22 protein-coding genes are annotated in these 23,813 nt (G+C 63.2%); 3 read left to right on the plus strand and 19 right to left on the minus strand.

Annotated features, from left to right (window positions below):
• Positions 1–33: 33 nt before the first annotated feature.
• From hisH to RUGAMON1_RS14785, 16 genes are all read right to left on the minus strand, one after another.
• Entirely contained in the window at positions 34–672 is a 639-nt protein-coding gene (gene hisH / locus RUGAMON1_RS14710) for an imidazole glycerol phosphate synthase subunit HisH (RefSeq protein ID WP_116991409.1), read from the minus strand.
• 21 nt (positions 673–693) lie between these two features.
• A complete protein-coding gene (gene hisB / locus RUGAMON1_RS14715; protein ID WP_008443061.1) occupies positions 694–1,284 on the minus strand; it encodes an imidazoleglycerol-phosphate dehydratase HisB in 591 nt (196 codons plus the stop codon).
• A 30-nt stretch (positions 1,285–1,314) separates the two neighbouring features.
• On the minus strand, positions 1,315–2,409 hold the full coding sequence (hisC, locus tag RUGAMON1_RS14720; RefSeq protein WP_445231213.1) for a histidinol-phosphate transaminase: 1,095 nt from the start codon (positions 2,407–2,409) through the stop codon (positions 1,315–1,317).
• Between the two features lie 13 nt (positions 2,410–2,422).
• On the minus strand, positions 2,423–3,241 hold the full coding sequence (locus RUGAMON1_RS14725; RefSeq protein WP_332853871.1) for a DNA-methyltransferase: 819 nt from the start codon (positions 3,239–3,241) through the stop codon (positions 2,423–2,425).
• Positions 3,238–4,554, minus strand: a complete 1,317-nt coding sequence (gene hisD, locus RUGAMON1_RS14730) for a histidinol dehydrogenase (protein WP_445231214.1) — start codon at positions 4,552–4,554, stop codon at positions 3,238–3,240. Before hisD ends, RUGAMON1_RS14725 begins: the two co-directional genes overlap by 4 nt.
• Positions 4,555–4,560: 6 nt before the next feature.
• Positions 4,561–5,223 carry an ATP phosphoribosyltransferase gene (hisG, locus tag RUGAMON1_RS14735; RefSeq protein ID WP_008443069.1) on the minus strand — a complete coding sequence of 221 codons (663 nt, stop codon included), beginning with the start codon at positions 5,221–5,223 and terminating at the stop codon, positions 4,561–4,563.
• Between the two features lie 12 nt (positions 5,224–5,235).
• Positions 5,236–6,486, minus strand: a complete 1,251-nt coding sequence (gene murA / locus RUGAMON1_RS14740) for a UDP-N-acetylglucosamine 1-carboxyvinyltransferase (RefSeq protein ID WP_445231215.1) — start codon at positions 6,484–6,486, stop codon at positions 5,236–5,238.
• Between the two features lie 6 nt (positions 6,487–6,492).
• Positions 6,493–6,729, minus strand: coding sequence for a BolA family protein (locus RUGAMON1_RS14745; RefSeq protein ID WP_008443072.1), 237 nt, complete (start codon positions 6,727–6,729; stop codon positions 6,493–6,495).
• A gap of 27 nt (positions 6,730–6,756) precedes the next feature.
• Positions 6,757–7,524 (minus strand): ABC transporter permease, encoded by a 768-nt coding sequence (locus RUGAMON1_RS14750; protein ID WP_445231216.1) that lies wholly within the window; start codon positions 7,522–7,524, stop codon positions 6,757–6,759.
• Positions 7,521–8,435 (minus strand): ABC transporter ATP-binding protein, encoded by a 915-nt coding sequence (locus RUGAMON1_RS14755; RefSeq protein WP_070358806.1) that lies wholly within the window; start codon positions 8,433–8,435, stop codon positions 7,521–7,523. Before RUGAMON1_RS14755 ends, RUGAMON1_RS14750 begins: the two co-directional genes overlap by 4 nt.
• Before the next feature lie 187 nt (positions 8,436–8,622).
• Positions 8,623–9,048: an STAS domain-containing protein gene (locus RUGAMON1_RS14760; RefSeq protein ID WP_445231217.1), complete on the minus strand. Its 426-nt coding sequence runs from the start codon at positions 9,046–9,048 to the stop codon at positions 8,623–8,625.
• Positions 9,049–9,081: 33 nt separating this feature from the next.
• A complete protein-coding gene (locus RUGAMON1_RS14765; RefSeq protein WP_445231218.1) occupies positions 9,082–9,726 on the minus strand; it encodes an MlaC/ttg2D family ABC transporter substrate-binding protein in 645 nt (214 codons plus the stop codon).
• 31 nt (positions 9,727–9,757) lie between these two features.
• A complete protein-coding gene (locus RUGAMON1_RS14770) occupies positions 9,758–10,609 on the minus strand; it encodes an MlaA family lipoprotein (protein WP_445231219.1) in 852 nt (283 codons plus the stop codon).
• On the minus strand, positions 10,606–11,076 hold the full coding sequence (mlaD, locus tag RUGAMON1_RS14775; RefSeq protein WP_070267829.1) for an outer membrane lipid asymmetry maintenance protein MlaD: 471 nt from the start codon (positions 11,074–11,076) through the stop codon (positions 10,606–10,608). Before mlaD ends, RUGAMON1_RS14770 begins: the two co-directional genes overlap by 4 nt.
• 48 nt (positions 11,077–11,124) lie before the next feature.
• Complete coding sequence (gene mlaE, locus RUGAMON1_RS14780) at positions 11,125–11,910, minus strand: lipid asymmetry maintenance ABC transporter permease subunit MlaE (protein WP_445231220.1); 786 nt, start codon at positions 11,908–11,910, stop codon at positions 11,125–11,127.
• On the minus strand, positions 11,907–12,728 hold the full coding sequence (locus RUGAMON1_RS14785) for an ABC transporter ATP-binding protein (protein WP_445231221.1): 822 nt from the start codon (positions 12,726–12,728) through the stop codon (positions 11,907–11,909). The genes mlaE and RUGAMON1_RS14785 overlap by 4 nt, the downstream gene beginning before the upstream one ends.
• 283 nt (positions 12,729–13,011) lie before the next feature.
• Between RUGAMON1_RS14785 and RUGAMON1_RS14790 the strand changes: the two genes are divergently transcribed.
• From RUGAMON1_RS14790 to RUGAMON1_RS14800, 3 genes are read left to right on the plus strand one after another with little or no spacing between them, the layout of a single operon-like run.
• Complete coding sequence (locus tag RUGAMON1_RS14790) at positions 13,012–13,833, plus strand: PEP-CTERM sorting domain-containing protein (RefSeq protein WP_445231222.1); 822 nt, start codon at positions 13,012–13,014, stop codon at positions 13,831–13,833.
• 18 nt (positions 13,834–13,851) lie between these two features.
• On the plus strand, positions 13,852–14,727 hold the full coding sequence (locus RUGAMON1_RS14795) for a GNAT family N-acetyltransferase (RefSeq protein ID WP_445231223.1): 876 nt from the start codon (positions 13,852–13,854) through the stop codon (positions 14,725–14,727).
• A 25-nt stretch (positions 14,728–14,752) separates the two neighbouring features.
• Positions 14,753–16,579 carry a tetratricopeptide repeat protein gene (locus RUGAMON1_RS14800; RefSeq protein ID WP_445231224.1) on the plus strand — a complete coding sequence of 609 codons (1,827 nt, stop codon included), beginning with the start codon at positions 14,753–14,755 and terminating at the stop codon, positions 16,577–16,579.
• Positions 16,580–16,647: 68 nt separating this feature from the next.
• Here the strand turns inward: RUGAMON1_RS14800 and RUGAMON1_RS14805 are convergent, their stop codons facing one another.
• From RUGAMON1_RS14805 to RUGAMON1_RS14815, 3 genes are all read right to left on the minus strand, one after another.
• Complete coding sequence (locus RUGAMON1_RS14805) at positions 16,648–18,111, minus strand: glutamate synthase subunit beta (RefSeq protein ID WP_445231225.1); 1,464 nt, start codon at positions 18,109–18,111, stop codon at positions 16,648–16,650.
• Between the two features lie 35 nt (positions 18,112–18,146).
• Positions 18,147–22,874, minus strand: coding sequence for a glutamate synthase-related protein (locus tag RUGAMON1_RS14810; protein WP_445231226.1), 4,728 nt, complete (start codon positions 22,872–22,874; stop codon positions 18,147–18,149).
• A gap of 192 nt (positions 22,875–23,066) precedes the next feature.
• Positions 23,067–23,768, minus strand: a complete 702-nt coding sequence (locus RUGAMON1_RS14815) for an REP-associated tyrosine transposase (protein WP_445231227.1) — start codon at positions 23,766–23,768, stop codon at positions 23,067–23,069.
• Between the last annotated feature and the right edge of the window lie 45 nt (positions 23,769–23,813).

Here is a 23,813-nt window from a genome sequence, read left to right on the forward strand (position 1 = left end):
GATGGTTTCAGTAGATTTAAGGGGTAAATGAAATCAAGGGTTCCAGTGAACGAAATTTTTGTACAACTGCAATCCGGCCGCGGCGCTTTTCTCCGGGTGGAACTGGGTAGCAAAAATATTATCACGGGCGACGGCGCAACTGAACGCCGCACCGTAGACAGTTTGTCCGACGGTGTGCTCGGTCCGCTCAGGCTGGGCGAAATAGCTGTGCACGAAATAGAAATAACTGTTGTCGGCAATGTCCTGCCACATCGGGTGAGACGCGTTTTGGTGGACTTGGTTCCAGCCCATTTGCGGCACCTTGAAACGCGAGCCGTCTTCCTGGATCTGGCCGTCCAGCTGGAAGCGTACCACCTTGCCCGGCAACAGACCGAGGCCGGCGGCATCGCCTTCCTCGCTGACGTCGAACAGCATCTGCTCGCCGATGCACACGCCCATCAACGGCTTGGTTTTGGCGGCCACCAGCAATGCTTCCTGTACGCCGGATTCGCGCAGGCTGCGCATGCAGTCCGGCATGGCGCCCTGGCCGGGCAGCACGATGCGGTCGGCGCTTTCGATGTCGGCCACTTCGCCGGAAATGAGCACATTGGCTTCGGGCGCGACGGCGCGCAGCGCCTGCGCGACCGAGCGCAGATTACCCATGCCGTAATCAACTACTACGATTTTTTTCATGATGTGTGGTGTGCAAACTCGTTACAGACTGCCCTTGGTCGACGGGATGGTGCCGGCGGCGCGCGGGTCCAGCTCGGACGCCATGCGCAGCGCGCGGCCGAAGGCCTTGAACACGGTTTCGCATTGATGGTGGGCGTTGGTGCCGCGCAGGTTATCGATGTGCAGCGTGACCAGCGCGTGGTTGACGAAACCGCGGAAGAATTCCAGGGTCAGGTCGACGTCGAAGGTGCCGATCATCGCGCGCGTGAACGGAATGTGGTACTCGATGCCTGGACGGCCGGAGAAATCCAGCACCACGCGCGACAGCGCCTCGTCCAGCGGCACGTACGAGTGGCCGTAGCGGACGATGCCCTTGCGGTCGCCGATGGCCTTGGCCACGGCCATGCCCAGCGTGATGCCGACGTCTTCCACCGTGTGGTGGTTGTCGATATGGATGTCGCCGGTCGCTTCCACGTCCAGGTCGAACAGGCCGTGACGGGCGATCTGGTCCAGCATGTGGTCCAGGAAGGGCACGCCGGTGTTCAGCTTTTGCTGGCCGGTGCCGTCAAGGTTGATGGAAACGCGGACTTGCGTCTCGTTGGTGTTGCGGATGATTTCTGCGGTGCGGTTCATGAAGGGCTCGCGATGGCGATGGCTATAACGTTAGGATGCCAGCGATGCGGCGAACGCATCGAGGAAGGTGGAATTCTCTTCCGGGGTACTGACCGTGATACGCAAACAATTGGCCAGCACATCGTGCATTTTACCTACATTTTTGACTAATACCTTGCGGGACAGCAGTTTCGCGTAGGCATCGTCGGAATTTGGCACCCGTATCAAGATAAAATTCGCCGCCGAGGGGAAGACCTCGACGCCGGGCATAGCGGCCAATGCAGCCGTCAGATCGGCGCGTGCGGCGCGCAAAGCGGTGGCCTGCTGGTTCAGCACCTCCACGTGGTCGAGCGCGAATTCGGCCGCTGCCTGCGTCAACACGTTGATGTTGTAAGGAGGCCGCACTTTGTCGAACTCCGCCAGCAATTGCGGCGCCGCCGACATGTAGCCGAGGCGGATGCCGGCCAGGCCGAGCTTCGATACGGTGCGCATGACCACGAGATTGTTAAATTCCGGCAGGCGGTGCATGAAGGTCTGTTGCGCGAACGGCTCGTAGGCTTCGTCGACTACCGCCAGCCCGAAACCGTCCAGCGCCTTGATGATGGCGACGATATCGTCCTCGGCGAACAGGTTGCCGGTCGGGTTGTTTGGATAGGACAGGAACACCAGCGACGGCTTGTGCTGCTTGATCGCCGCCAGCATGGCCGGCATATCCAGCGTCAGGTCGGCCTTGAGCGGCACGCCGACGTAATCCATGCCGGCGAATTGCGCCGAGCGCTGGTACATGACGAACGACGGCGTCGGCGCCAGCACCACGGCGCGGCGGTCCTGCAGCGCGCAGCCCATGCACAGGATCGAGATCAGTTCGTCGGAGCCGTTGCCCAGCATGACGTCGTAGCCGGCCGGGACGCCCAGTTTGGCGCACACGCTTTGCTTGATGGTGGCGTAGGACGCCACCGGATAGCGGTTCAGCGTCACGTCCACCAGGCGGCGGGCCAGCTCCTCGCGCAGGTGATGCGGAAGGTGGTAAGGGTTCTCCATCGCATCCAGTTTGATATAACCACTCGCGTCGGCGACGTGGTAGCCATGGATGGCGCGCACGTCGGAGCGGATGGTGGTGTTGACCAGGGTGTCGATGGAAGACATCTTACTAAGGCTCCTATGAGTTGACTAAACTTCGTTTAACAGCGGATTTTTTCTTCTTCTCCGGCGGTGCGGGCACCTCCGGCATGGCGAGTCGTTCTGCGATGATGGCGCAGTAATCGGGATTCAGTTCGAAGCCGACGAAATTGCGGCCACAGCGCTTGGCGGCGATCGCCGTCGTGCCGCTGCCCATGAACAGGTCCAGCACCACGCCGTCCGGCGGGCACGAGGCCTTGAGCATGCGCTCGATGATCTCCAGCGGCTTCTGCGTCGGATGGTCGGCACGCTCGGGATGCTCCCGGTGCAGGCGCGACACGCTCCACAAATCCTTGGGGTTGTAGCCCACTTCCAGCCATTTGGCGCCGATGAAGATCGAACGCGAACGGGCCTTCTTGGTTTCGGCGTCGTACGGAATGCGCACCGAGTCCAGGTCGAAGTAGTAATCCTTGCGGCGCACGAAGAAGCCGATGGTGTCGTGCACCGACGAGTAGCTGCGCACGCTGCCGCCCATCGACGGCACACGGCGGTCCCAGATAATCTCGTTCATCATCGTCATGCGCTTTTTCAGCAGCACGAAGATCTCCGGCGAAAAGCGCCAGGTCAGGAAGATGTACAGGCTGCCGTTGGGTTTCAGCTTCGGCAGCGCGGCGTCGATCCATTGCTCGGTCCAGCGCAGGTACTCTTCCACCGTTTGCGAATCGGAGTCGTTGCCGTAGTCCTTGCCCAGGTTGTACGGCGGGTCGGTCAAAATCAGGTCGATGGAACCGTCCGGGATGCGCGCCAGGCCGGTCAGCGCATCCTCACAGAAGACCTGATTGATCCATGCTTCACTCATTTGAGGCGCAGCTCCGCGCTGCGGGCGTGGGCCTGCAGACCTTCGCCGTAGGCCAGTTCGGCCGCGACCTTGCCCAGCGTTTGCGCGCCGGCTTCGCTGACGTGGATGATCGACGAGCGTTTCTGGAAATCGTACACGCCCAGCGGCGACGAGAAACGCGCGGTGCGCGACGTCGGCAGCACGTGGTTCGGGCCACAGCAGTAGTCGCCCAGCGATTCGGACGAATAACGGCCGAGGAACATGGCGCCGGCGTGGCGGATCTGGTCGGCCCACTGCTGCGGGTTCTCGGCCGAGATTTCCAGATGTTCGGCGGCGATGCTGTTGGCGATGGCGCAGGCTTCGGCCATGTCGCGCACTTTCACCAGGGCGCCGCGGTCGGTCAGCGAGGTGCGGATCGTTTCCTGGCGGGGCATCTGGGGCAGTAATTTTTCTATGCTCGCTTCCACCTTGGCGATGTAGTCGGCGTCGGGGCACAGCAGGATGGCTTGCGCCAGCTCGTCGTGCTCGGCCTGCGAGAACAGGTCCATCGCGACCCAGTCGGGATCGGTGGTGCCGTCGCAGACGATCAGGATTTCGGAAGGGCCGGCGATCATGTCGATGCCGACGATGCCGAATACGCGGCGCTTGGCGGCAGCCACGTAGGCGTTGCCGGGGCCGACGATCTTGTCGACCGGTGCGATGGTCTCGGTGCCGTGCGCCAGCGCGGCGACAGCCTGCGCGCCGCCGATGGTGATGACGCGGGTGACGCCGGCAATCGCGGCGGCGGCCAGCACCATCTGGTTCTTCACGCCGTCCGGCGTCGGCACCACCATGATGATTTCCTGTACGCCGGCGACGTGCGCGGGAATCGCGTTCATCAGCACCGACGATGGATAGGCGGCCTTGCCGCCGGGGACGTAGATGCCCACGCGGTCCAGCGGCGTGACTTTCTGGCCCAGCACCGTGCCGTCGGCTTCGGTGTAGGTGAAGCCGTTCAGTTCCTGCTTCTGGCGCTCGTGGAATACGCGGATGCGTTGCGCGGCGACGTGCAGTGCATCGCGCTGCGCTGCCGGAATCGCGGCCAGCGCGGCTTGCAGTTCGGCTTCGGGAATATCGAAGGCGGCCATGCTGGAGGCGCCGCCGTTCGGAATGCGGTCGAAGCGGTTGGTGTATTCCAGCACGGCGGCGTCGCCGCGCGCCTTGACGTCGGCCAGGATGCCGCCGACGGCGCGTTCGATCGCTTCATCGGTGCTCGCTTCAAATGCCAGCAGGGCATCCAGGGACTTTTTGAAATCGGCTTGGGTGGAATCGAGCTTGGTAATTTGAATCGACATGATGATTTACTTTTTAGAGGCGCGTTCGAATGCTTCGATAATCGGTTGCAGGCGCGCGCGCTTGAGCTTCAGGGCGGCCTGGTTGACGATCAGGCGCGACGAGATGTCCATGATCGCTTCGACTTCCTTCAGGTCGTTGGCGCGCAGCGTGTTGCCGGTGCTGACCACGTCGACGATGGCGTCCGACAGGCCGACCAACGGCGCCAGTTCCATCGAGCCGTACAGCTTGATCAGGTCGACGTGCACGCCCTTCTTGGCGAAGTGCTCGCGCGCCGTCTCGACGAACTTGGTGGCCACGCGCAGGCGCGCGCCCTGGCGCACGGCGGTCTCGTAGTCGAAACCGTTGCGCACCGCGACCGACATGCGGCAGGCCGCGATGTTCAAATCGATAGGCTGGTACAGGCCCTCGCCGCCGTGCTCCAGCAGCACGTCCTTGCCGGCCACGCCGAAGTCCGCCGCGCCGTGCTGCACATAGGTCGGCACGTCGGTGGCGCGCACGATGATGACGCGGACGTCGGGATCGTTGGTCGACAGGATCAGCTTGCGCGAGGTCTCCGGATTTTCGGTGACGGTGATGCCGGCCGCTTCCAGCAGCGGCAGGGTGTCCTCGAAAATACGTCCCTTCGACAGCGCGAGGATCAGCTGCGAGTTGGCCTGGAATGCGCTCATGATTATTTGATCCTATTTGATCCGTTGAATGTTGGCGCCGACTGCGGACAGTTTCACTTCCATCTGGTCGTAGCCGCGATCGAGGTGATAGATGCGGTCGATCAGCGTTTCGCCGCGCGCGGTCAGCGCCGCGATCACCAGCGATGCCGAGGCGCGCAGGTCGGTCGCCATCACGGGCGCGCCCACCAGCTGCTCGACGCCTTTGATGAAGGCGGTGTTGCCGTCGGTCTCGATCGACGCGCCCAGGCGGTTCATCTCCTGCACGTGCATGAAGCGGTTTTCGAAAATCGTCTCGGTCACGCGGCTGGCGCCGTCGGCGATGGTGTTCACCGCCATGAACTGCGCCTGCATGTCGGTCGGGAAGCCCGGGTATTCGGTGGTGCGGAAGGTCACGGGCGTCGGACGCTTGTCCATCTGCGCGCGGATCCAGTTGTCGCCGATGGTCATTTGCAGGCCGATCTCGCGCAGCTTGTCCAGCGCGGCATCCATGATATCGACGCGGGTGTTGCGGATGGTGATGTCGCCGCCGGTGGCAGCCACCGCGCACAGGAAGGTCGCCGCTTCGATACGGTCGGAGATGACAGCGTGCTTGGCGCCGTGCAGTTCGGCCACGCCTTGAATAACAAGGCGGTTGGTGCCGATGCCTTCGATCTTCGCACCCATCGCCACCAGCAGGTTGGCCAGGTCGGTCACTTCAGGTTCGCAGGCGGCGTTTTCCAGCACGGTCTCGCCTTCGGCCAGCGTGGCGGCCATCAGCAGGTTCTCGGTGCCGGTGACGGTGATCATGTCGGTGACGATGCGCGCGCCCTTGAGCTTTTTGCACTTGGCGTAGATGTAGCCGCCTTCGACGGTGATGTCGGCGCCCAGCGCCTGCAGGCCCTTGATGTGCTGGTCCACCGGACGCGAGCCGATGGCGCAGCCGCCCGGCAACGAGACCTTGGCTTCGCCGAAGCGCGCCAACAGAGGACCGAGCACCAGGATCGAGGCGCGCATGGTTTTCACCAGCTCATACGGGGCTTCCAGCTTGTCGATGGCGCTGCCGTTGAGCGTGACCTTGTCGCCGTCCTGCGCCACTTTGAGGCCGGTCTGGCCCAGCAGCTTGAGAATGGTCGCCACGTCGTGCAGGTGCGGCACGTTGGACAGTTCGACATCGCCCGACGTCAGCAAGCCGGCGCACAGGATAGGCAGCGCCGCGTTCTTCGCGCCGGAGATGTTGATGTCGCCGTTCAGGCGGTTGCCGCCTTGTATGAGGAGCTTGTCCATGCTTGCTTATCCTTGGTATTCGTCAGGGGTGAGGGTTTTCATCGACAGCGCGTGGATTTCCTCGCGCATGCGGTCGCCCAGCGCGGCGTACACGATCTGGTGGCGCTGGATCAAACGCTTGCCGACGAAGGCCGGCGAGACGATGACAGCCTGGAAGTGCTGGCCGTCGCCCTCCACTTCGAGGTGGGTGCATTCGAGGCCGGCGCTCAGGTAGCCGTGGATCAGTTCTGGAGTTGTGGTCATGATGAAGTCCTTGGAATTAATGACGCCTTAGTGGCGTAACCGATAGCCGCTGCGCAGCAAACGAATCGCCAGCAGTGCCAACACGACGAGGAAGGCGGAGACGATGCTCACGCTGACCAGCGGGTTGACGTCCGACTGGCCGAAGAAACCGTAGCGGAAGCCGTCGATCATGTAGAAGAACGGGTTCAGGTGCGAGATCGTCAGCCAGAACGGCGGCAGCGAATGGATGGAGTAGAACACGCCGGACAGGAAGGTCAGCGGCATGATCAGGAAGTTCTGGAACGCGGCCAGCTGGTCGAATTTCTCGGCCCAGATGCCGGCGATCAGGCCCATGGTGCCGAGGATGGCGGCGCCCAGCAGCGCGAACACCACGATCCACAACGGCGCCGTGAACGACAGGTGGGCGAACCACGCCGTCACCACGAACACGCCGAAGCCGACCACGATGCCGCGCACCATGGCGGCGATCACGTAGGCCGAAAAGATCTCCCAGTGCGACAAAGGCGTGAGCAGCACGAACACCAGGTTGCCGGTGATCTTGGACTGGATCAGCGACGACGACGAGTTGGCGAAGGAGTTCTGCAACACGCTCATCATCACCAGGCCGGGAATCAGGAAGGCGGTGTAGCTGACGTCCGCGTACACGGTGACGCGGCCTTCGAGCACGTGGCCGAAGATCAGCAGGTACAGCATCGCGGTCAGGATGGGCGCGGCGACGGTTTGCGTGGCGACCTTCCAGAAGCGCAGCGTCTCCTTGTAGACCAGGGTGCGGAAGCCGGTGGAGATGAAGTTCATACGGTGCCCTTATCCATGATCTGCAAGAAGATGTCTTCCAGGTCAGCTTGTTGCAATTGCATTTCGTCGATCACGGCGCCGGACTCGCGCAGGCGCGCCAGGATGGTTTCGACTTCGGCGTATTCGTTGATGCGCAGGCTGTACTTCTTGCCGTGCTCCGACTGCTCCGGGTGCGTGACCAGGTGGCGCAGGTCTTGCGGCAGGTCGCCGCTGCTCAGGTTCACGGTCAGCTGCGAGCCGGAGATGCGGCGTATCAGCGACGCCATCGTGTCCAGCGCGACCACCTTGCCGCTCTTGAGCATGGCCACGCGCTTGCACATGGCTTGCGCCTCTTCCAGGTAGTGGGTGGTCAGCACCACGGTGTGGCCTTCGCGGTTCAGGCGCGAGATGAACTTCCACAGCGTCTGGCGCAGTTCGACGTCGACGCCGGCGGTCGGCTCGTCGAGCACGATCACGGGCGGCTTGTGCACCAGCGCCTGCGCCACCAGCACGCGGCGCTTCATGCCGCCGGACAGGGCGCGCATGTTGACGTCGGCCTTGTTGGTCAGGTCGAGGTTGTGCATCACCTCATCGATCCAGGCGTCGTTGTTCGGCAGGCCGAAGTAGCCCGACTGCAGGCGCAGCGTCTCGCGCACCGTGAAGAAGGGGTCGAACACCAGTTCCTGCGGCACCACGCCCAGCTTCTTGCGGGCGGCGCGGAAATCGCCGGTGACGTCGTGGCCATGGATGGTGACCTTGCCGGCGTCGGGACGGATCAGGCCCGCGATGATGGAAATCAGGGTGGTCTTGCCCGCGCCGTTGGGGCCCAGCAGGCCGAAAAACTCGCCCTCTTCGATCGAAAGGGACACGCCGCCCAGTGCCTGGAGCGACTTGTAGCGCTTCTCGACATTACTTATTTGGATCGCTGTCATGCTTGACTTATCTGTAAGGTGCGGCGGCGCGAGCCGGCGCTGTGTGGCCTAAACGTGGCGGAAGATGCTGCGGGCGCCGCGGCTCTCAGGCAGCGGCAACGTTCAATTATATTGGAAATTCGGATCGGCAGAGCCGGACTGGCTATTTACCAGGGGTACGACGGGACAGCGGGGGGCGGGGCGGGGGTCAATGATGGTGGTGCGAGGCCGGGTCGTCGGCGAGACCGGTCTTTTTGGTGAAGAATGACTCCGGCGCATTAACCGGGGCGAATTCGTCTTGGGCGGGGTTGCGCGCGGCGGCGCTGTCCTGGTCCAGCTTGACTTCTGGCGGGAACAGCAGCGAGCACACGCCGTACAGCTTGGTCAGGCTTTGCAGCGCCGGCGGCAGGTTTTTCAGTTCCAGCTTGACGCCGGCATCCTGGGCGGCGCGTTGCCACGCCAGCATGACCGACACCGCCACCGAATCCACCGTCAACACATGACGCAGGTCGAACACGGTCTGGCCGGCCTTGAGGGCCGCCAGGCCGCGCTCCAGCGCCGCGGAGGCGTTGAGCACGGTCAGGGTCGTGAGCGACTGCAAGTTGTCGGTGGCTTCGGAAACGGCGGTAGACATGGCGTTATGGCTTCGTTGTGGCTTCGTTGTGGCTTACTTAGCGACGGTTTTCAGGGGTTTGTTGGCCAGCGACTTGTTCTTTTCCGTCAGCGTCTTGATCAGGCCGTCGATGCCGCCCTTGCTGATTTCGGAGGCGAACGTGCCTTTGTAGGTCTCGACCAGCCATGCGCCCAGCACATTGATGTCGTAGATCTTCCAGCCCGACGGGGTCTTGGCCACGCGGTAGTTCAGCGGGATCGGTTCGCCGCGGGTGACGTTGACCTGCGAACGCACTTCCACTTCATTATCGGTCGGATCGGAACGCATCGGCTTGAATTCGATGGTTTCGTTCTTAATCTGCGACAGCGCGCCGGAGTAGGTGTAGATCAGCAGCGTGCGGAACTGGTCCGACAGCGCTTTTTGCTGCTCGGGCGTGGCGTCGCGCCAGAAGCGGCCGGCCGCCAGCGAGGTCATGCGCTGCGAATCGACGTAGGGCAGGATCTTGCTTTCCACCAAGTCGAGCACTTTCTTCTGGTCGCCGGACTGGATGGCCTTGTCGGCCTTGGCCGTCTCGATCACGTCCTGGCTGATGCGCTTGACCAGCACGTCCGGCGCTTCGTTGGACGGCGCGGTGGCCGCGTGGGCGTTGGCGGCCAGCGCGATGGTTGCTAAAGCGATAAGTTGTTTAATCAATTTCATGTTGTCGTTACCTTTGTGTGGTTCTTCGGGGTCACGGGCTGACAGCAGTCGCAGCCGGTGCGCCAGAGTTTAACTCCTTTGGCGCCGATTCGGATGACACGGGGGTGGAACTTTGTGCAGGGGCGACTGGCGCAGTGACCGGTTTGGCGTCGATGTCGGCCGAATCATCCTTCTTCGACTTGCGTGGAGCGTCGTCGCCGTCAGGATGGATCTGGCTTTCGCGGCGTTGCAGGAAACCGTCGCGGATGAATTCGTAACGGTCCAGCGCGGCGTCTTCCAGCAAACTGGTCGCGTTGAGCAGGTTAGCACGTTGGTCGACAACGCGCAGCGCGGCACCGGAATTACGGATATAGATCGGCTCCTTGTAGGCCCAGATGTCGCCCTTGAAGTCCAGCGGCAAGGCCACCGTGTCGCGCACGGTCGATGGGCCCAGCAGCGGCAGCATCAGGTAGGGACCGGACGGCACGCCCCAGGTGCCCAGCGTCTGGCCGAAGTCTTCCTTGTGTTTTTGCAGGCCGGCTTCCGAAGCGATGTCGAACAGGCCGACGATGCCCAGCGTGGAATTGAGCGCGAAGCGGGTGACGTCCGACATGCCGGCCTCACCCTTGCCTTGCAGCAGGTTGTTGACGCCGGTCCAGGCGTCGGCCAGGTTGCCGAAGAAATTGTTGACGCCGGTCTGCACGAAGTTCGGCAGCACGTTGCGGTAGGCCGTGGCTGCCGGCTTGAGCGCGTAGGTGTCGACCGTATCGTTGAAGCTGAACATGGCGCGGTTGAAACCCTCGTAAGGGTCGCGCGGGTTCGGGCCGGCGCAACCGGCCAGCAGCACGGTGACGCCCAGCGCCAAGGCGGCGCTGCGGAGAGATTTCGGAGTACGGTACGTCATTTACTGTCCTTTCCCTCTGCAGCTTTGCTGTAGATGAATTGATTGATCAGGTCTTCCAGTACGGCGGCAGACTGAGTACGGGCGATCTTGTCGCCGGCGGCCAAGTTATTGGTGTCGCCGCCGGCTTCGATGCCCACGTATTGTTCGCCCAGCAGGCCGGCGGTCAGGATCTTGGCCGAACTGTCTTTGGGAAATTTGTAGCCTTCTTCCATGTTCAAGGTTACCAGTGCCTGGTAACTCTTGTCATCAAACTTGATCTCTCCCACACGGCCTACCACCACGCCGGCCGCCTTGACGGCCGCTTGCGGGCGCAGGCTGCCGATGTTGTCGAACTTGGCGGTAATCGGATACACCTTGCCGAACGACATGGAACCCATGTTGCCGGCCTTCAGCGCAAGAAACATCAGCGCGGCGACGCCGACGACGATGAACAGACCGACCCAGACATCCAGAGATTTACGTTGCATAGCGATTCCTTAGTTTCTTATCTTGTACTGTATTTTGTGCTGCGTCTGTTACTTGCTGAACATTAGCGCGGTCATCATGAAGTCCAGCCACCAGATCATCAGCGACGAGATCACGACCGTGCGGGTGGTGGCGCGCGCCACGTCTTCCGGGGTCGGCTGGGCTTCATAGCCCTGGTACAGCGCAATGAAAGTGATGGCGATGCCGAACACCACGCTCTTGGCAAAACCGTTGAAAATATCTTTCCACAGGTCGACGCCGCCCTGCATCTGCGACCAGAACGCGCCGTCGTCGACGCCGATCAGCTGCACGCCGACCAGCCAGCCGCCCAGCACGCCGACCGCGCTGAACACCGACGCCAGCAGCGGCACCGAGATCACGCCGGCCCAGAAGCGGGGCGCCAGCACGCGCTGGATCGGGTTGACGGCCATCATTTCCATCGCCGACAACTGCTCGCCGGCCTTCATCAGGCCGATTTCGGCGGTCAGCGAGGTGCCGGCGCGGCCGGCAAACAGCAGCGCGGTGATCACCGGGCCCAGTTCGCGGGTCAGGCCCAGCGCCACCAGCAGGCCCAGCGACTGCTCGGCGCCGTATTTGTTGAGCGTGTAGTAACCCTGCAAGCCCAGCACCATGCCGACGAACAGGCCGGACAGGGTGATGATCAGCATCGAATAATTGCCGATGAAGTGCAATTGCTCGATCAGCAGCGCCGGACGCCGCAGCAGGCCGGGCGACACACCCAGCATGTTGGCGAAGGTGCGGGCGCCGTAGCCTATGCTTTCGACGTAATCGCGCAGTGGCGCGCCCAGCTTGGACAACCAGTTCTTGAGGCTCATAAGACTTGCACTCCCAGGCCCAGGTCGTCGGCCAGGGACTTGCCCGGATAGTGGAACGGCACCGGACCGTCGGCCTCGGCGTTGACGAACTGCTTCACGTACGGGTCGGTGGACACCATCATGTCGGCCGGCGTGCCGTGCGCGACGATCTTGCCTTGCGACAGGAAGTAGACGTAGTCGGCGATGGCGAAGCATTCCTTGACGTCGTGCGACACCAGCACGGTGGTCGAGCCCAGCGCGGTATTCAGGTTGCGGATCAGGTTGGCGGTGACGCCCATCGAGATCGGGTCGAGGCCGGCGAACGGCTCGTCGTACATAATCAGTTCCGGATCGAGCGCGATCGAACGCGCCAGCGCCACGCGGCGCGCCATGCCGCCGGAGATTTCGCCCGGCTTGAGCTTGGCGGCGTTGCGCAGGCCGACCGCGTGCAGTTTCATCAGCACCAGGTTGCGGATCAGCTCTTCCGGCAAGTCGGTGTGCTCGCGCAGCGGGAAGGCGACGTTTTCAAATACGCTCAGGTCGGTGAACAGCGCGCCGTGCTGGAACAGCATGCCCATCTTGCGGCGCAGCAGATACAGGCCGGCGGTATTCAATTTGTGCACGATCTGGCCCTGCACCTTGACGTGGCCGCGTTGCGGGCGGATCTGGCCGCCGATCAGGCGCAATACCGTGGTCTTGCCGCTGCCCGAGCCACCCATCACTGCGATTACTTTCCCGCGTGGGAAATCCATCTGGAGGCCCGACAGGATCGAGCGCTTTCCATAGGAAAAGTGTAAATCACGGATTTCGACTAGATTATTAGCCACGACTGAACTCATTATTTTTAATGCCGTATTGTAGTGCAGAAAGGTTAATCTCTGCTGGCGTCCCCCTCTTTTGTGACAGAGGAAGACAGCGTAAGTAGCAGATAATACAACACTACTGAACCTAAAGTCAGCAATTTACACCTATCAAGAATTGTTACATTGCTGCATTGCACAACCATTGCACAACCATCGCACAACATATAAGTCACACTATTGCCTCCAGAAACAATATGTTGATTGACAACATATGTGTAAATGATGACAATCCCTGTTCCCTTCCCGAAATAGAGTCGCCATGCCTAGTCCATCCAACATCTTGCCGAACAAAAAAATAACCGGCACCGCGCTGCTGGCCCTGACTTCGCTGGCGGCGCATGCGGACGTGATCCGGGTCGACGGTCTGAACCAGTCGCTGGGAGGGCTGTGGTTCGGCATCGGCACTCCCCCCCTGATCTCTATCGCCGTGGATGTGGACCACAACGGCACGACCGACTTCTCGCTGGCGAATAATGCGGCACTCTACGGCCAGAGCTGGGCCGTGATTGGAGGGATCGGCAGCACGGCCTTCTCGCTCCCCGCGTATGACCGCTCGGTCACGGCCGGCGCCCAAGGCGTAGCTGCGAGCTCGGTGGCCGCCGGCACGCTGATCGGGCCGTCGCTGGCGATGTCGAAGACGGTGACCCTTGACCTGACCACCAACCGGCAGGTGGGCAGCATCATCGGGCCCTGCAACAACACCGGCAAGGGCTCCCCCGGCGGCGGCCAGCAATGCGGCCAATTGTCGGTGCTGGCCAGCACCATCACCAACAACAATATCGGCAACAACCTGTTGGTGCCGTTCCAGTTCTCCAGCGGCCAGCAAACGCAATACGGCTGGATAGACGTGACCATCCTGGACAACCCCTCAGTCAAAGTCGCCACGTCCCCGTACATCGTGACATTCAACGGTTACGGCTACGACAATACCGGCGCCGCAGTGGCCGCCGGCGCGGCCGCCTTCACCAGTCCGGTACCCGAGCCGTCGTCGCTGCTAATGCTGGCCAGCGGCCTGGCCGGCATCGCCGCCTACCGCCGCAAAGGCCGCGGCCGGCGCACCGACGCCGCGCTGCCGGCCTGACGCAAGGTAGTGTTGCCGATGGCGACGGTGCATGTCGCCGTGGCGCAGCCGGGCGAACTGGACCTGGCTTTCGCCTTGCTGCCCCACGTCGCCAACCAGGGCGTGGCGGCCGAATCGGTGCTGGTCGCGCGCCGGCTCGGCGACCACGCGATCGTCGGCGCGGCGGCGTTTTCAGCTATCCCTTGGGAAGTGCGGCGCAGCGGATTGCGCGGCGCCATCTTCGTGCTGCCATCGCAGCGCCAGCGCGGCGTCGGCGGCGCGCTGCTGGCGGCGCTCAGCGGGACGCTGCGGCAGTGGGACGTCGATTACCTGCACGCCTGGGGCGAATGGGACACCGCCAACGCGCCGCCTTTCCTGGCGCGCAACGGCTTCGTGCCGCAACGCGCGGTGCTGCACTTTGAGGTGGACACCCGCAACGCCTGCCAGCAGACCAATCTGATGCTCGAACGCCTGCGCGCAGGCCGCCGCATTCCGGCCGGCGCCGCCGCCATACCGCTGGCGCCGCGCCACCTGCCGCAGGCCATCGCGCTGTACGACAGCTACGCCCAGCTGCCCCACGGCAACGCCGCCGCCCGCTTCGATGCCGCAATGGCCGACCCGGCCTACGCCGCGCTGTCGCAGGCGGTTGAACTGGATGGCGAGCTGATCGGTTTATTGCTGTGCCAGCCGAACCAGGAATTGCCCGAGGTGGACCTGTGGATCACCCAACCCGGCCATCGCCACGGCTGGCCGGCCTTGATGTTGCTGGACGCGGCCGCCCGGCAACTGGCGAAGCTGGCAGGGCCCCGCTTCCGCTTCCACTGCAACGACGCGGCCGGCGCCACCTTGCAGATGGCCCGCCGCGTCGACGCCATGCTGCTGCACACCACCCATACCTATGCACTCGCCCTCTGAAACGCGGACCGCGCCGGCGCTGGTCATGCTGGCACTCGACGGCGCCGACTGGCGTCTGTTGCAGGAGCTGGACCAGGGCGGACTGACGCCTTTTCTCTCCAGCCTGATTGGCGCGGGCACTTGGGCGCCGCTCGACTTTCCGTTGCCGGCCTGCGCCGACAGCGGTTGGGCCAGCATCGCCAGCGGCATGCAGCCGGACCGCCACGGCATCCTGCACCCGCTGACGGCGATCGACGGCTCGCTGTTCATGCAGGCACCCGGCGCCACCGCGCTGCGCACCGAGGCCATCTGGCACGCGGCCGATGCCGCCGGCCGCCACGCCGCCGTCATCGGCTGGCCGGCCACGCGCGGCCTGCGGCTGCGGTATGGCACCGTCATCGCGCCGGGCGCCTGCGCCGCGCCGGGCAACGACGAACACGCCTGGCCGCTGGACCCGCAAGCGGTCTGGCCGCCTGAGGCGCGTGAGCTGGTGCACGCGGCGCGCCTGGCGCCCGGCGACATCCAGGCGCAAGACCTGCACTTTCTGCTCAGCCCGCTCGACGCGGCCACCCGCCGCCGGCTGACGGGCACGACGGCGGCGGCACTGGCCGAATGCGCGACCCTGCACGCGCTGGGAACGGCCGCCATCGAACAACGCGGCGCCGATGTGCTGGTGCTGCGCCTGCCGTTTATCGCCGTCATGGCCGCCGCGCTGGCCGAGGTGGCGGACCGGCACGCGGCCAGCACCTGCCTGGCCCGCTGCTATCAGTTTCTCGACCTGCTGTGCGGCCGCTACCAGCACCTTGCCGGCCGCGACGCCTGTTTCGCGATCCTGTCGAACGGAGAGCGCGACGCCGGCTTCATGCTGCTGTGCGGTCCCGGCGTCGCGCGGGACCAGGCCACCGCATCGGTGGCCGCCTGCGATATCTGGCCGACCGTGGCGGCGGTGCTGGACTTGCCGGCCGGCGCAGGCCTCGATGGACGCGTTATCGAAGAGGCGTTGACCATCGCGCCGGTCCGCATGCAAGCAAATGCGGCGAACGCCGCGACAGCCGCCGCAGTTGCGCCGCTGACGCCATCCGATATCAGCGTCACGCCAGACGCGCCTGCACTGTCGGCAGCGGAATCGGCCATGTTCGAGCACGAGGGTTTGGCGCTGCCCGATTTCGCGCCGCAGATTGCGTTTGTCCGCCAAATCGAATGCGAGACGCGCCTGGCGCTGGCGTCGATGACGGCGTTGCGCGGCAACCGCAGCGCTGCGCTGGAGCAGTTGCGCGCATTGCAGCAGCGCTTCGACGGCGACCTGAACGTGCGCATCGCGCTGGCCGAGCAATTGCTGCTGGCCGGCCAATTCGACGAATGCCTGGCCATCGCACGCGATTTCCCGCTGGTGCGGGCAGGAGGCGCCTGGGCCGATGCGACCGAAGGCATGGTTGCCTTTGCCAGCGGCGACTGGCCGCAGGCGATGGCGCGCCTGGGCGCATTGGCGCGCATCCAAGCCAGCTCCGCGAACGCCGCCACGCCGCCCGTCAACGCCGCCATGTGGCTGGGCCGGGCCCACTTGATGCAACGGGAATGGGAATTGGCGGCCGCCAGCTTCCGCGCCGCAGTCGCGCATGACGGGCGCGATTATTTCGCCTGGTCAGGACTGGGGATGGCCGAGCGCATGCTGGGGCAATGGCGGCATGCGGCCAGCGCCTATGGCCGCGCGGTCAGCCTGGGGCCGCGTTCGGCGGAAGCGCTGCTCGACCTCGCCATGGCGTGGGAACACTGCGGCGACATGGAAGCGGCAGCCCAGGCACGCGCGCGGGCGATGCGGATCGATCCGGCGGCGGTCGCCAGGGATGCTGCCAGGAATACCACCTCAGAATAAAAAAAACCGGCAGGAACGGGGATCACCCATTCACTACCGGCGGAGACAGGCTGTTACGGCCGCAGGGATTAGCGCGGTAGTTCCGAACTGCCCATCAAAAACTCATCGACCGCGCGCGCGCACTGGCGGCCTTCGCGGATCGCCCACACCACCAGCGACTGGCCGCGGCGCACGTCGCCGGCGGCAAATACGTTGGGGGCGGAAGTCTTGTAGCAGCCTTCGCCGTCCGTGGTGGCCTTGGCGTTGCCGCGTGCATCTTTTTCGACACCGAACGCGTCCAGCACATTGGCGACCGGCGACACGAAGCCCATGGCCAGCAGCACCAGGTCGGCCTTCATCTCGAATTCCGAGTTCGGCACTTCCGCCATCTTGCCGTCTTTCCACTCGACGCGGCAGGCGACCAGCTTTTCGACCTTGCCGTTCTTGCCTTCCAGACGCTTGGTGGCCACCGCCCAGTCGCGCTCGCAGCCTTCCTCGTGCGACGAGGAGGTGCGCAGCTTGGTCGGCCAGTACGGCCACACCAGCGGCTTGTTCTCTTGCTCAGGCGGCATAGGCATCAGTTCGAACTGGGTCACCGAGGCGGCGCCATGGCGGTTCGAGGTGCCGACGCAGTCGGAACCGGTATCGCCGCCGCCGATCACCACCACGTGCTTGCCGGTGGCTTTCAGCTGGTCCTTGACCTTGTCGCCGGCGTTGACCTTGTTTTGCAACGGCAGGAAGTCCATGGCGAAGTGCACGCCCTTGAGCTCGCGGCCAGGCACAGGCAGGTCGCGCGGCTGTTCCGCGCCGCCGGCCAGGATGACGGCGTCGAAGTCCTTGGCGAGGTCTTCAGGGAAGATGGTTTCCTTGGCCCAGTTGTTGACGTTGGCAGGGAAGTCCTTGCCGACCAATACGCTGGTGCGGAACACCACGCCTTCGGCTTCCATCTGCTTGATACGGCGGTCGATATGCGACTTTTCCATCTTGAAGTCTGGAATGCCGTAGCGCAGCAGGCCGCCGACGCGGTCGCTCTTCTCGAACACGGTGACGGCGTGGCCGGCGCGCGCCAGCTGTTGCGCCGCCGCCAGGCCGGCAGGACCGGAACCGACCACGGCCACCTTCTTGCCGGATTGCTGTTCGGCCGGCTGCGGCACGACCCAGCCGTGTTCCCAGCCTTCGTCGATGATCTTGTGCTCGATCGACTTGATGCCGACCGGATCATTGTTGATACCCAGCGTGCAGGCGGACTCGCACGGCGCAGGGCAGATGCGGCCGGTGAACTCGGGGAAGTTGTTGGTCGAGTGCAGGGTGTCCAGCGCCTCGCGGTAGTTGCCGCGATAGACCAGGTCATTCCAGTCCGGGATGATGTTGTTGACCGGGCAGCCGGTGTTGCAGAACGGGATGCCGCAATCCATGCAGCGCGCGCCCTGCACCTTGGCCTGTTCATTGGTCAGGGTGATGACGAATTCCGAATAGTTTTTCAACCGCGTAGCAGGCGGCAGATAGCTCTCTTCCTGACGCTTGAATTCCATGAAGCCGGTGATTTTACCCACGATAATTCCTTAAATATTGTTCTGTACGGTCAGCATCAGGCTGCGATCGGCTGGGCGGATGCGGCTTCGTTCGCCACGTCCTCGGCCATCTCGGCCAGGGCGCGCTTGTATTCGCTCGGGAATACCTTGACGAATTTGCCGCGGCCTTCGGCCCAGTTGTCCAGCAACAGGCGGGCACGGGTGCTGCCGGTGTGCTTGAAGTGCCGCTCGATCAGACGCTTCAGGATCACTTCGTCCGCTTCGCGGCCGAGGTCCTTGTGCTGCATGTGCCAGGTTTCGCTTTGAGCTTCCTGCTCCTTGGCGGTCAGCACCGGCTCCAGCGTCACCATCGAGGTGTTGCAGCGCGCTTCGAAATCGCCGTCCGGGTCGTACACGTAGGCGATACCGCCCGACATGCCCGCCGCGAAGTTGCGGCCGGTGGCGCCCAGCACCACCACGGTGCCGCCGGTCATGTATTCGCAACCGTGGTCGCCGGTGCCTTCGACGATGGCGGTGGCGCCGGAGTTACGCACGGCGAAACGCTCGCCGGCCACGCCGTTGAAGAAAGCTTCGCCGGCAATCGCGCCGTACAGCACGGTGTTGCCGATGATGATGTTGTTCACCGCCCAGCCGCGGAACTCGGTGTTCGGACGCACGATGATGCGGCCGCCCGACAAGCCCTTGCCGACGTAGTCATTGCCTTCGCCGACCAGGTCGATCGTGATGCCATGCGCCAGGAAGGCGCATGCCGACTGGCCCGCCGTGCCTTGCAGCTGGATGTGGATGGTGTCGTCCGGCAGGCCGGCGTGACCGTAGCGCTTGGCCACTTCGCCCGACAGCATGGTGCCGACGGTGCGGTTGACGTTGCGTACCGGCGAGATGAACGACACGCGTTCGCCTTTTTCCAGCGCGGCCTTGGCTTGCGCGATCAGCTTGTGATCGAGCGCCTTGTCCAGGCAGTGGTCCTGTTCCTGCGTGTGGTAAATCGAGTCGCCGCTCGGCACTTCCGGCGAGTAGAAGATGTTGCTGAAGTCCAGGCCCTTGGCTTTCCAGTGCGTGATCGCCTTCGATTTGTCCAGCAGGTCGACACGGCCGATCAGCTCGTCATACGTGCGGATGCCCAGTTGCGCCATCAGCTGACGGGCTTCTTCGGCGACGAAGAAGAAGTAGTTCACGACGTACTCAGGCTTGCCGGAGAACTTGGCGCGCAGCACAGGATCCTGCGTGGCGACGCCGACCGGGCAAGTGTTCAGGTGGCATTTGCGCATCATGATGCAGCCCTCGACCACCAGCGGCGCGGTGGCGAAGCCGATTTCGTCGGCGCCCAGCATGGCGGCGATGACGACGTCGCGGCCGGTACGCATCTGGCCATCTGCTTGCACCCGAATACGGCTACGCAAACCGTTCAGCACCAAGGTCTGCTGCGTTTCCGCCAGACCCAGCTCCCACGGCGTACCAGCGTGCTTGACCGACGACAGCGGCGAAGCGCCGGTGCCGCCGTCATGGCCGGCGACCACCACGTGATCGGCCTTGGCCTTGGTCACGCCGGCTGCCACGGTGCCGATGCCGACTTCCGACACCAGCTTGACCGAGATCGAAGCGCGCGGATTGGCGTTCTTCAAGTCGTGGATCAGCTGGGCCAGATCTTCGATCGAGTAGATGTCGTGGTGCGGCGGCGGCGAAATCAGGCCCACGCCCGGCACCGAGAAGCGCAGGGTGGCGATGTATTCGGACACTTTATGGCCTGGCAGCTGGCCGCCTTCGCCCGGCTTGGCGCCTTGCGCCATCTTGATCTGGATCTGGTCGGCCGAGTTCAGGTAGGCCGCGGTCACGCCGAAACGGCCGGACGCCACCTGCTTGATGCGCGAGCGCAGCGAATCGCCTTCCTGCAACGGAATATCGACCACCATCTGCTCTTTGCCCATGACCGAGGCCATGGTCTCGCCCTGCTTGATCTTGATGCCCTTCAGTTCCATCGTGTAGCGCGATGGATCTTCGCCGCCTTCGCCGGTGTTGGACTTGCCGCCGATGCGGTTCATCGCCACCGCCAGCGTGGCGTGCGCTTCGGTCGAGATCGAACCCATGGACATCGCGCCGGTCGCGAAGCGCTTGACGATTTCCTTGGCCGATTCGACTTCGTCCAGCGGGATCGCCTTGGTCGGATCGAGCTTGAACTCGAACAGGCCGCGCAAGGTCAGGTGGCGCTTGCTCTGGTCGTTGATGATCTGGGCGTACTCCTTGTAGCTGGAGAAGTTGTTGCTGCGGGTCGAATGCTGCAACTTGGCGATCGCATCCGGGGTCCACAGGTGGTCTTCGCCGCGCACGCGGTAGGCGTATTCGCCGCCGGCGTCGAGGTGGTTTTCCAGCACAGGATCGTTGCCGAAGGCCAGGTTGTGCAGGCGCAGCGCTTCTTCCGCCACTTCAAACACGCCGATACCTTCAACGTTGGAAGCCGTGCCCTTGAAATACTTGTCGACCAGCGACTTGTTCAGGCCGACAGCTTCGAAGATCTGCGCGCCGCAGTAGGACATGTAGGTCGAAATGCCCATCTTGGACATGACCTTCATCAGGCCCTTGCCGATGGCCTTGGTGTAGTTGTAGACCGCCTTTTCGCCGTTCATGTCGCCCGGCATGCCGAGCGCCATCTCGACCAGCGTTTCCATCGCCAGGTAGGGGTGGATCGCTTCGGCGCCGTAGCCTGCCAGCAGCGCGAAGTGGTGGGTTTCGCGGGCCGAGCCGGTCTCCACGACCAGGCCGGTGGACGCGCGCAGACCTTTGCTGACCAGGTGCTGGTGCACGGTCGAGGTGGCCAGCAGCGCAGGAATCGCCACGCGCTCAGGGCCGACCGAGCGGTCCGACACGATCAGGATGTTGTGGCCGGACTTGACCGCATCGACCGCTTCGGCGCACAGCGAAGCCAGGCAGGCTTCCACGCCGTCCTTGCCCCATGCCAGCGGATAGCAGATGTTGAGCTCATATGACTTGAACTTGCCGCCGGTATGGGAGCTGATGCCGCGCAGGCGAGCCATGTCGTCGAAGCCCAGCACCGGCTGCGAGACTTCCAGGCGCATCGGCGGATTGACGTTGTTGGTGTCCAGCAGGTTAGGTTTAGGGCCGATGAAGGACACCAGCGACATCACCATCGCTTCGCGGATCGGGTCGATCGGCGGGTTGGTCACTTGCGCGAACAGCTGCTTGAAGTAGTTGTACAGCGGCTTGAGCTTGTTGGACATGACGGCCAGCGGCGAGTCGTTGCCCATCGAGCCGGTGGCTTCTTCGCCGGCGGCGGCCATCGGCGCCATCAGGAACTTCAGGTCTTCCTGGGTGTAGCCGAAGGCTTGCTGGCGGTCCAGCAGCGACGGCGTGGCTTTTTCGCCTTGTGCCGGCGCAACGTCCTTGGCGCGGTTGTGCGCCAGCTGGCTTTCGCTCAGCTTGATTTCGTTGAGCTTGATGCGCACCGCGTTGATCCATGCCTTGTATGGCTTGGCGTTGGCGTAGGTGTCTTTCAGCTCTTTATCGTCGATGATGCGGCCGGCTTCCAGGTCGATCAGGAACATCTTGCCTGGTTGCAGACGCCATTTCTGGATGATTTTCGATTCGGGAATCGGCAGCACGCCCGATTCCGACGCCATCACCACCAGGTCGTCGTCGGTGACGATGTAGCGGGCCGGACGCAAACCGTTGCGGTCCAGCGTGCCGCCGATGTAGCGGCCGTCGGTGAAGGCCATGGCGGCCGGGCCGTCCCATGGTTCCATCATTGCGGCGTGATATTCGTAGAACGCGCGGCGATTGTCGTCCATCGTGCCGTGATTTTCCCAGGCTTCCGGGATCATCATCATCATCGCCTGGGCGATCGGATAGCCTGCCATCAGCAGCAGTTCCAGCGCGTTGTCGAAGCAGGCGGTGTCCGACTGGCCTTCGTAGATCAGCGGGAACAGTTTCTGCAGATCGTCGCCCAGCACGGCGGATTTCATCACGCCTTCACGGGCGCGCATCCAGTTGAAGTTGCCTTTGACGGTGTTGATCTCGCCGTTGTGGGCGATCAGGCGGTACGGGTGGGCCAGCGGCCATTCCGGGAAGGTGTTGGTCGAGAAACGCTGGTGCACCAGCGCCAGCGCGGAAATGCAGCGCGCATCTTGCAGGTCTTTATAGTACACACCGACCTGGTCCGCCAGCAGCAGGCCTTTGTAGACGATGGTGCGGGCCGACAGCGAGGCCACGAAGAATTCTTTGCCGTGGATCAGTTTCAACGCCTGGATAGCGTGGCCCGACGATTTGCGGATCACGTACAGCTTACGTTCCAGCGCGTCGGTGACCATGATGTCGGCGCCGCGGCCGATGAAGATCTGGCGTATCACCGGCTCTTTGGCGCGCACGGTAGGGGACATCGGCATGTCGCAGTCGACCGGCACGTTGCGCCAGCCCAGCACGACCTGGCCTTCGGCGCGCACGGCGCGCTCGATTTCCTGTTCGCAAGCGATGCGGGAGGCGTTCTCTTTAGGCAGGAACACCATGCCGACGCCGTATTCGCCTGGCGGCGGCAGTTCCACGCCTTGTTTGGCCATCTCGTCGCGGTAGTACTGGTCCGGGATCTGGATCAGGATGCCGGCGCCATCGCCCATCAGCGCATCGGCGCCGACGGCGCCCCGGTGATCGAGGTTTTTCAGAATCAACAGACCCTGTTCCACGATGGAATGGCTCTTGTTGCCCTTGATGTGGGCGACGAAACCGACGCCGCAGGCATCGTGTTCATTGGACGGATCGTACAGACCTTGGGCTTTCATGGGCTCTCCACTGCAATTTTGACTAACGAAAAGCTAGAGTAGTGCAATGCAGCGTAAACTTCAACAATAACAATTAGGGTCGGAGTCAGATTAATTTTTCGCGAGTTGCCGAAAATTTTAATTAGGGACAGAGTGATGGCGACTCTAAAAAAACCGCAGGAACTGGCGATTCCTGCGGTTTCAAGTAGTTGTTCAGGCTGCTTCCGGCTTGATTTTGAACGGTCTGCCGCGCTTGGCCGGCAGTACCTGGCGCTTGACCTTGTGCTGCAGCGCAGTCTTGAATTGCTCGGTGCCCAGCGGCCAACCCTTGAGCAGCGCCTTGCTGATGCTGGCCACCTCATCCTCGCTCAGCGCCGGCTCGGCCAGCGCGATGTAGGCCGCCTCGCGCTGAAACGGCGTGTTGCCCAGCTCCCAGAACTTCGGATGATCGACGATCAGGCCGTCCGAACGGAGCCCGGCATGGTGGGCATAGCTGGACCACGGATAATCCTCGGCCCGCCCGACCATGCCGTTGCGCACCGGATTGAACTCGATATATCGGCTGCACGACATGAAGTATTGCTCTGCGTCGATAAGCGAGGTTTTGTAGCGTCCGTTCCACAAAGTGCCGCTGCGGCCGTATTTTTGGTTGAAATAGGGCACGTAGTAGCGCCCTATCCACTGCATCATCTGTCCCAGGCCGTCCGCATCGGCCGGCGTGACCAGCAAATGCAGGTGATTCGGCATCAAAACATAGGCGTGCACCGCCACTTTGTAGTTCTTGGCGGCGGTGCGCAGCCAGCCCAGGAAGGTTTGATAATCTTCCGTGTCCTGGAAGATAGCCTGGTTGTTATTGCCGGTCTGGATAACGTGATGCGGCTGGCCGGGGACGATCAAACGGGGTAGACGTGCCATAAATTTGAGCAAAGTGAATCGGAGACAGCGATTCTACACCACTCT

It is taken from the genome of Duganella rhizosphaerae (assembly GCF_040364205.1).
Lineage (GTDB): Bacteria > Pseudomonadota > Gammaproteobacteria > Burkholderiales > Burkholderiaceae_D > Rugamonas > Rugamonas rhizosphaerae.